Below are 7,168 nucleotides of genomic sequence, written 5' to 3'. Positions count from 1 at the left end.
AAACGGCTGAGTCCAGGCCCAACCAGCGAGAAGGAATATTGTTGTTGTGCATGCTGCTCTCCAGAATGTCGCTTGATCTGGGCCACAGCCTAGGGCCGGCAGGCACACCGGCAGAATGGACAAAACCTGCAACCCGCCCCACATTCCGGTCAATTTTCCCTTGCCCGCTGATGCCTGCGTGCAGCTGTGGCACAGTAGCCAGGTACCGATCAGAACAATTACAACGTCATGAACAAGATCCCCAACTACGCCCTGTACGGTGAAACCGCACAGCCGGTGTGGCACGAAGCCCTGCATGTGGAGCGGATCTCCCAGCGCTCCGGCGCGCACAACTGGGAAATCGCTGCGCACCGTCACGAAGGCTTGCTGCAGTTGCTGTACCTGCAGAGCGGTGGCGGGGAGGTGCTGTTCGACAGCCAGCGGCTGCAGGTGCAGGCGCCCTGCGTGGTGTACATACCGGCGCAGGTGGTGCATGGCTTTCATTGGGCCGGCCAGGTCGAGGGCCAGGTGATCACTGCCGCGCAGCACCCGCTGGAAAGCATCACTCAGGTGCTGGCCCCGCACCTGCTGGCGCAAGTGCGCAAACCGCAGGTGGTGCCCCTGCCGCTGTGGGCCGACGACGAAGACCCGTTGCTGCCACTGTGCCGTGCCCTGCGCGAGGAATACCACAACCGCGCCCGCGAGCATGTGGCCAGCAGCATGGCATTGTTGTTGACGCTGTTGATCCAGGTGCTGCGCCATGAACCCCAAGTGCCCCAGGGCGAGCACCGCCCGGCGTCAAGGCGCAGCCAGCAGCTGACCAGCTTTCGCGAGCTGGTCGACATGCACTACCGCGCCCATTGGCCACTGGGGGACTATGCGGCGGCACTGGGCATGACCCTGGCGACCCTGGGGCGGCTGTGCCAGGAGCATCTGGGCATGACGCCGATGAATGTGATCAATGCCCGCCTGGTGCTGGAGGCCAAGCGCATGCTCGGGCATTCGAGCCTGAGCGTGAAGGAGATCGCCCACGAACTGGGGTTTGCCGATGTGGGGTATTTCAGCCGGTTTTTCCGCAAGCAGGCGGGAGTCAGCCCTAGCGGGTTTCGCGAAGGTCAATAGTCCTGCCCGGTACCGGCCCTGTGGGAGCGGGTTCACCCGCGAAAGGGCCGCTAGACCACCAAGGCCCGCTGCACCTCACCCACCGTGCTTGCCAGGCTGTTCAGGTGCAGGTTCAACACCCGTTCCACCGGTGCCTGGTCGAGCGGCCAGTGCAAGGCGATGCTCCCGGCCAGCCGCCCTTCGGCGTGCACCGGCAGGGCAATGGCGCGGATCAGGAACGGCAAGCGCACCGGGTACTCCCAGTGGCCTTCGGTGCGCTGGCCAAAGCCCTTGTGCGCATCCTCCTGCAGATCGCGCAGCACCGTGTCGTCGCGCAGCCGCTCATGGGCCGCCAGGCGCTGCACCTCATCGACCGCCAGCTCCCCCAGGCACGCCCGCCCCATCGCTGAATGGAACAGGCTGGCATGGTGGCCGACGATCTGGCAGGTGTGGGGATAGCGCTTGCGCAATACCTGTGGAATGGCACTTTCCATGACTTCCAGCCGCTCGCCGTCGAAACATGAAAGGTCGGCCACCAGCCCGGTGCGTTCGCTGAGCTCCAGCAGCATGGGCGCAGCGCTTTCCACCAGGCGCCGCTTGAAGCGCAGCTGGCGGTCACCGAACAGCCGTCGCGCACTCAGGCGGTAACGCCGGTCACTCAGGCCGCGGTACACCCAACCCTGCTCCTGCAAGGTGGCGAGCATGCGCGACACCGTGGCCTTGGGCAGCGTGGTCAGGTAGTGCAGTTCTTCCAGGCCCAGGGCCTGGTGTTCCCCCAGCAGGTCGACGATGGCCAGCGCCCGCTCCACCGAACGCACGCCGCCACTGTCTGCGCTAATACCCATGTGAATGACCTCCCTGTACTGGATGGTCAGCATAGCCAGCAAGATCCGCGCCTGCCCAGCGCTTTGCTCAGGCTTGCAGGCACCGGGGCGGGCAGCGCTGTACCCAACGGGTGAGCTGCTCGTGGGCGTATGCCAGCTGCAGCACTGCATGGTCGGCCTGGGCCGGGCCTATGATCTGCAGGCCCATGGGCAACCCGGCAGGGTTGAAACCGACCGGTACGCTGATGCTCGGCAAGCCGGCCAGGGTCGGCCCGATCACCACCTCCATCCAGCGGTGGTAAGTGTCCATCGGCCGCCCCCCGACCACCGTCGGCCACGGCTGCCGTGCATCGAAAGGGAACACTTGCGCCGATGGCAACAGCAGGAAATCGTAACGCTCGAACAGGCTGGCCAGCGCGCGGTACCAGTCGCTGCGGTGCAGCGAGGCCTGGTAAACCGCCGCCGCCGTCAGCTGCAGGCCGCCCTCCACTTCCCACTGCGCCTCGGGCTTGAGCAAGGCACGGCTGGCCGGGTCGGCATAGGCCGCCGCAAGGTTGCCGTGCACCAGGAAGTGGCGGTGGGTCAGCCAGCATTGCCACAAACGGGTCAGGTCGAAGACCGGCTGGCAGGCCTCGACCCGGCAGCCCAGTTCAGCGAAGTCGGCGAGGGCCGCCTCGCACAGGGCCATCACCCCGTCGTCCATCGGAAGGTAGCCGTTGTAGTCGCCCAGCCAACCGATCCGCACGCCACGGAAATCGCGCTGCAACTGCGCAGCAAAATCGCGCCGGCCGTCACTCAGCGACAGCGGCACCCGCGCATCACTGCCGGCCTGAATCGACAGCAATCGCGCCACATCAACCACGCTGCGGCCCATCGGCCCCTCGGTGGCCAGTTGCTGAACGAACAGCTCGGGCGCCGGGCCATGGGGCACGAGGCCCTGCGAAGGGCGCAGGCCGAACACGTTGTTGAACGCCGCCGGGTTGCGCAGCGAGCCCATCATGTCGCTGCCGTCGGCCACCGGCAGCAAGCGCATGGCCAGCGCCGCGGCTGCCCCACCGCTGCTGCCACCGGCCACCCGGGCGTGGTCATAGGCATTGGTGGTGGTGCCGAACAGGCTGTTATAGGTCTGCGAGCCAAGGCCGAACTCAGGCACATTGCTCTTGCCAACGATCACTGCCCCGCTGGCCCGCACCCGCGCCACACTAATTGCATCCTGCTCGGGCACGTGCTCGGCAAACAGCGGCGAACCCAGGGTGGTGCGCAGCCCGGCGGTGGCGGCCAGGTCCTTGATTGCCTGCGGCATGCCATGCATCCAGCCGCGCGAGTGGCCACGGGCCAGTTCGCGGTCCCGCTCATCGGCTTCCACCAGCAGCCCTTCGGCCGGGCGCAGCGACACCAGGGCGTTGACCTGCGGGTTGAAACGTTCGATGTGCCCCAGGTAGGCCTGCATCACCTCGCGGCACGACACCTGACGGGCATGGATGGCCTGCGACAACGCCTCGGCATCGAGGACAACAATGGGGTCGATGGCTAGCGGCTTCACGGTTTTACTCCAAAGTTGAGGGCGGCAGGCTTGCTCGCCCGTGGTGCTTCTTTCAGGCAGTAGGTGCCCAGCAGCGTCAGCAGGCAGGCGAACAGCACGTAGAACGAAGGCGCCACCGGGGTGCCAAGCACCTTGGTCAGCCACGTGACGATCAACGGCGCAAAGCCACCAAACACCATCACCGCAACGTTATAGGCGACCGACACGCCGGTGGAGCGCACCTCGACCGGGAACTGCTCGGCCAGGGCGGTGGGTGCCGGGCCGAAGAAACCGCCGATGGCGGTACACAGCATCAGTTGCATCACCAGCAGGCGTTCGATGGATGGCGCAGCGGCCACCCAGACGTACAGCGGGTAGACCATGACGAAGAACGCCAGGGTAAAGGCCATCAGCACCGGCCGCCGCCCCAGCCGGTCCGACAACGCCCCGGCCAGGGGAATGACTACGGTCATCAGCGCTACTGCCAGCATCTGCACCAGCAGCACCTGGTCCAGCGGCAACCCCAGGCTCTGGTGGGCAAAGGTCGGCATGTTCACCAGCACCACATAGAACGAAACAGTCGCACCACAAGCCAGGCCCATCGACACCAGCAGGCTGCGCCGGTGCTCACGCAGCACCTGCAACAAGCCGGGCGACTGGCCCTTGGCCTGGCGGCGCGCCTGGATGAATTCCTCGGGTTCCTCCATGTGCTTGCGAATCCACAGCCCCACCGGGCCGATCAGCAGGCCCAGCACAAACGGGATCCGCCAGCCCCAGCTGTCCAGCGCAGCAGGTGAGCACAGGTGCGTGACCAGCGCCACCATCGACGCCCCGGCAAACACCGCCAGGCATTGCCCCACCAGCTGCCACGAGCCATACAAGCCCTTGCGGTGGGCCGGCGCGCTTTCCACCAGGAAGGCCGTGGCGCTGGCGTACTCGCCACCGGTGGCAAAGCCCTGCAGCATGCGCGCCACCACGATCAGCAGCGGCGCGGCCATGCCGATGGCCAGGTAGTCGGGGGCAAAGGCAATCATGGCGATCGACACCGTCATCAGCCGGATGATCAGCTGCATCGCCGCCTTGCGGCCCTTGCGGTCAGAATACATGCCCAGCAGCACGCCGCCGACCGGGCGCATGAAGAAACCGACGCCGAAGGTGGCCAGGGCCATCAGCAGCGAGGCGTACTCGTCGTCGGACGGGAAAAACTGCCGGGCGATGATGCTGGCCAGAAAGCCATACACGATAAAGTCATACCACTCCAGGGCGTTGCCGATAACGGCTGCTACCACTTGCCGGGTACGCGACACGCCGGTGCTCGAAGTCTGCATAGGAACACTCCACAGGATGATTGGGTGATCGCCCAGACGCGGTCGCGCCCGGGTTCCAGCGGCAGTCGTGAAAAAGGCAGGTCAGGCGGGCGCGAGCCAGCGCTCTGCCAGCGCGCCCCAGTAGGCGGCGCCGGTCAGCAGAATGTCGTCGTTGAAGTCGTAGGCGGGGTTGTGCACCATCGGCCGCGCCACGCCGTTGCCAATGAACAGGTAGGCGCCGGGGCAGCGTTGCAGCATCCAGGCAAAGTCCTCGCTGCCCATCAGCTTGCGGGTGTTGCCGTCCACTGCGTCGGCGCCCAGCAACTCCACCCCTACCTGGGTGGCGAAGGCGTTTTCTGCGGCATGGTTGACCAGCACCGGGTAGGCCGGGCGGTGTTCAAGGGTGGCGCGGCAGCCAAAGCTTTCGGCCTGGTTGACGATGATCGCCCGCACCCGCTCCAGGGTCAGCGCCCGTACCTGGGCATCGAGCGCACGCAGGCTCAGGCGCAGCACCGCCTGTTGCGGGATCACGTTGGCCGCTTCGCCAGCCTGCAAGGCGCCGACGGTGACCACCGCCGCTTCCTGCGCATCGATATTGCGCGCCACCACCGTTTGCAGCGCCATCACCACACTGGCGGCGGCCACCAGCGGGTCCACGGTCAGGTGCGGCATCGAGCCGTGCCCGCCGACCCCTTCGAGGGTGACCGTTAGCAAGTCCTGCGAAGCCATCATCGGCCCCTCGCGAAAGCCCAGGTGCCCGGCTGGCAAGCCTGGCATGTTGTGCATGCCGAACAGCGCATCGCAGGGGAAGCGCTGCAACAGGCCATCGGCGAGCATCGCCTCGGCACCGCCCTGCCCCTCTTCTGCCGGCTGGAAGATCAGCGTCAGGGTGCCATCGAACTGCCGGGTCGCCGCCAGGTAGCGCGCCGCCCCCAGCAGCATGGTGGTGTGCCCATCGTGGCCGCAGGCGTGCATGCACCCCTGGTGCTGGCTGCTGTAGGCCGCGCCGGTGGCTTCGTGAATAGGCAGCGCGTCCATGTCGGCGCGCAGGCCCAGGCGGCGTGGGCTGCTGCCATTGCGCAGCACGCCGACCACGCCGGTCTTGCCGATGCCGGTGTGCACCTCGTAGCCCCACGCCTCGAGCAATTGGGCGACCAGCGCCGAGGTGCGGCTTTCTTCAAAGCCCAGTTCCGGGTGAGCGTGGATATCGTGGCGGATAGCGTGAAGGTCGCTGGCCACGTCGTTCAGCCAGGCCAGGATGTGCTGATGTCGGGACATGTTGGAGTCTCCTTGCGCGGGTGGTTTCCCGTTCTTGTTGTTCGCTTGAGGTCACGACGGGTGAGGCAGGTCGTGCTGGGAGACAGATAAGCGCGAGGCGTGTTGGAGTACAACCGAAACTGGTTTCACACGGTGGAACCGAAAGAGGGCGACTGGCGGGCAAGGCGGTTGGTAGTGCCGATGAAAGTCGGAGCGCCAGCTTGAAAGGGGGTAATTTTGCTGATCGGGCCAATTAGAAGATAATTATAAGGTGCGAGGCATAAGGAAGATGTGTATTAATGAAAGGGCAGCAGAGTCTCTGGACTTCTTTTCCCTAAGTGGGGTCATATGGATTGATGCTATAGCCTCAGAGGCGTTGGCAAATAAAGTTCAGGCTGGAAATTTGCAATCCTACTCAAGACCATGGATTTTCCAGCGCACTCAGAAAGCTCATAGTCGAAGCACCGCGGCATCTCATCCGGATTAATAAAAAAGTACTCTCTAGCCACAGACTTTTCATTGAAGTGCCTGACATGTGCCGGGGCAAAATTTATATCCGCATTTACCCCCTCAAGCACTGACCTTGATGCTTTTGACACAAAAAATGCGCCACAGGTTGTTAAAAAGAAGTCCGACTTCAGATTTCGCACCTTCCTATCCAAAATCACCTCGACCGACAATCCGTCCAACGCCAGCTTGCTACTGACCTTATAGTGATCATCCAGGGGTGGAGCAAACCGAACATCGCCATCAGCATATCCGCCACCCGTAACCTCACGGCACATTGAATAATATTTCACCGCTCTACCTGTTAACAGGTTGGTCGGATACCTTTTGGTCCAAGGTCCGTGTTTTACAATCGTAACGTGTCCGAGCCAAGACTCATTCTCACACTGCGCTCTATAGCCCAAATCTTTTTCAGTAACCGAGTTGACACCCTTCATCTTCAAGTCAAATCCGACAGCAATGGGATATCATACTCCTTACTTTTAACGATTTGTTTCGATTTTTTTGCTTCATCCAAGTCAGTAAACTCCGCACCTTTACCTAGGACAGCAGCGCAATGTATAAATACTGCAGGGTACGCGTAACTTTCAGGCGAAGACAAAACATCCTTGATTGTCCGATCACTGGGCACAATACACGCTAAAACTTTGGGGACATAAAAATTCTCTAGC

The 7,168-nt window shown here is 63.3% G+C and carries 6 protein-coding genes and 1 pseudogene; 1 reads left to right on the top strand and 6 read right to left on the bottom strand.

Going from position 1 to position 7,168, the window contains the following annotated elements:
* Window positions 1-228: 228 nt before the first annotated feature.
* A complete protein-coding gene (locus tag HP546_RS23165) occupies window positions 229-1,101 on the top strand; it encodes a helix-turn-helix domain-containing protein (protein WP_172229990.1) in 873 nt (290 codons plus the stop codon).
* A gap of 50 nt (window positions 1,102-1,151) precedes the next feature.
* On the opposite strand, the gene HP546_RS23160 is transcribed toward HP546_RS23165, so the two are convergent.
* From HP546_RS23160 to HP546_RS31150, 6 genes and pseudogenes are all read right to left on the bottom strand, one after another.
* Complete coding sequence (locus HP546_RS23160) at window positions 1,152-1,925, bottom strand: IclR family transcriptional regulator (protein ID WP_172229987.1); 774 nt, start codon at window positions 1,923-1,925, stop codon at window positions 1,152-1,154.
* A gap of 67 nt (window positions 1,926-1,992) precedes the next feature.
* A complete protein-coding gene (locus tag HP546_RS23155; RefSeq protein ID WP_172229984.1) occupies window positions 1,993-3,447 on the bottom strand; it encodes an amidase in 1,455 nt (484 codons plus the stop codon).
* Window positions 3,444-4,754, bottom strand: a complete 1,311-nt coding sequence (locus HP546_RS23150) for a citrate-proton symporter (RefSeq protein WP_172229981.1) — start codon at window positions 4,752-4,754, stop codon at window positions 3,444-3,446. Before HP546_RS23150 ends, HP546_RS23155 begins: the two co-directional genes overlap by 4 nt.
* Before the next feature lie 81 nt (window positions 4,755-4,835).
* On the bottom strand, window positions 4,836-6,011 hold the full coding sequence (locus tag HP546_RS23145) for a M20 aminoacylase family protein (RefSeq protein WP_172229978.1): 1,176 nt from the start codon (window positions 6,009-6,011) through the stop codon (window positions 4,836-4,838).
* A 338-nt stretch (window positions 6,012-6,349) separates the two neighbouring features.
* On the bottom strand, window positions 6,350-6,934 hold the full coding sequence (locus HP546_RS23140) for an imm11 family protein (protein WP_372242456.1): 585 nt from the start codon (window positions 6,932-6,934) through the stop codon (window positions 6,350-6,352).
* Window positions 6,935-6,936: 2 nt separating this feature from the next.
* Window positions 6,937-7,168 (bottom strand): annotated as a pseudogene (locus tag HP546_RS31150) (hypothetical protein); the annotation flags it as partial.

It is taken from the genome of Pseudomonas sp. CM25, assembly GCF_013179705.1.
Taxonomy (GTDB): Bacteria; Pseudomonadota; Gammaproteobacteria; order Pseudomonadales; family Pseudomonadaceae; genus Aquipseudomonas.
This window is presented reverse-complemented; position numbering and strand designations above follow the sequence as displayed.

Bases quoted from the DNA above. Each gene is read 5' to 3' on its own strand.
- HP546_RS23165 (WP_172229990.1), top strand. From the start codon at position 229: ATGAACAAGATCCCCAACTACGCCCTGTACGGTGAAACCGCACAGCCG.
- HP546_RS23160 (WP_172229987.1), bottom strand. From the start codon at position 1,925: ATGGGTATTAGCGCAGACAGTGGCGGCGTGCGTTCGGTGGAGCGGGCG.
- HP546_RS23150 (WP_172229981.1), bottom strand. From the start codon at position 4,754: ATGCAGACTTCGAGCACCGGCGTGTCGCGTACCCGGCAAGTGGTAGCA.
- HP546_RS23145 (WP_172229978.1), bottom strand. From the start codon at position 6,011: ATGTCCCGACATCAGCACATCCTGGCCTGGCTGAACGACGTGGCCAGC.
- HP546_RS23140 (WP_372242456.1), bottom strand. From the start codon at position 6,934: ATGAAGGGTGTCAACTCGGTTACTGAAAAAGATTTGGGCTATAGAGCG.